Here is a 909-nt window from a genome sequence, read left to right as displayed (position 1 = left end):
GGTAGGCTTAGAACTTCACGCCTAGGCCAACTCTGATCGCATGCTGGTCCAGATCTGCGTCGATCGTGCCACCACCAAAATCGAACGTCTTGCTACCGAAGTCGGTGTAGCGATATTCGACGCGGCCGAAAATGTTGTTGGTGAACGCGTAATCAACGCCAGCGCCAACGGTGTAGCCATTGAACGTTTCGCTTTCATCCGAGAAGGTCGGGACTTCTGCGACGCCCTGTGTTGCAGCCCAGCCAGCCGTAGCGTAGATCAGAGCGTGGTCAAAGGCGTAGCCGATACGGCCCCGAACAGAGCCCTGCAATTCGGTTCGAGCTTCCGCGCCGGCGAGCACCTCTTCCTCGTTCCAATTGTATTCGATATCGCCCTCGATGCCGATCACGAGGTTGTTGCTGAACTGATGGTTATAGCCCGCGAAAACGCCGAACAGGCCGCCATTCAGATCGGCTCCCACGGTGCCCACGCCGGAAATGTCGAAAGAACCGTCAGTCCAGCCGTAGCCGCCATGGACGCCCAGGTACGGGCCGGACCAGGTGAAAACCTGAACCTCTTCAGCAATCGGGGCGGAAGGAACTTGATCGACCGCATCAGCGGCGTGCGCCACCGTGGAAAGCGCCAGCATTGCGACAGAGCTTAAAAACAGGAAACGCATTAATTGACCTCCAAAGTTGTGAGGCCTCTTTTTACATGCGGTACGTGGATAAAGCTGTAGCGGCTTGGCCACACAACCTAATCTTCTGTACCCGCTAATTTATTCTCTTCCGGCGATGCGAAGTAATGACGTCAGCACTCTGTTGACCTTTGGCGGATGATCTGGATCAGCATTCCAGTCTGCGTCTTGCGAACACTTTGGGCAGGGCATACCGGCAGCGCCACATTTGCAGGAGTTGGTTCCCCTCCATG

At 56.0% G+C, this 909-nt stretch carries 1 protein-coding gene; it reads right to left on the bottom strand.

The features are described from left to right. Positions 1-7: 7 nt before the first annotated feature. Positions 8-658, bottom strand: coding sequence for an outer membrane protein (locus GQ59_RS30365; RefSeq protein WP_037088641.1), 651 nt, complete (start codon positions 656-658; stop codon positions 8-10). Positions 659-909: the final 251 nt, after the last annotated feature.

The sequence above is a fragment of the Neorhizobium vignae genome (assembly GCF_000732195.1).
Taxonomy (GTDB): Bacteria; Pseudomonadota; Alphaproteobacteria; order Rhizobiales; family Rhizobiaceae; genus Neorhizobium; species Neorhizobium vignae.
The sequence above is the reverse complement of the archived record's forward strand: the minus strand, read 5'-3'. Positions and strand labels throughout refer to the sequence as shown.

Bases quoted from the DNA above. Each gene is read 5' to 3' on its own strand.
- GQ59_RS30365 (WP_037088641.1), bottom strand. From the start codon at position 658: ATGCGTTTCCTGTTTTTAAGCTCTGTCGCAATGCTGGCGCTTTCCACG.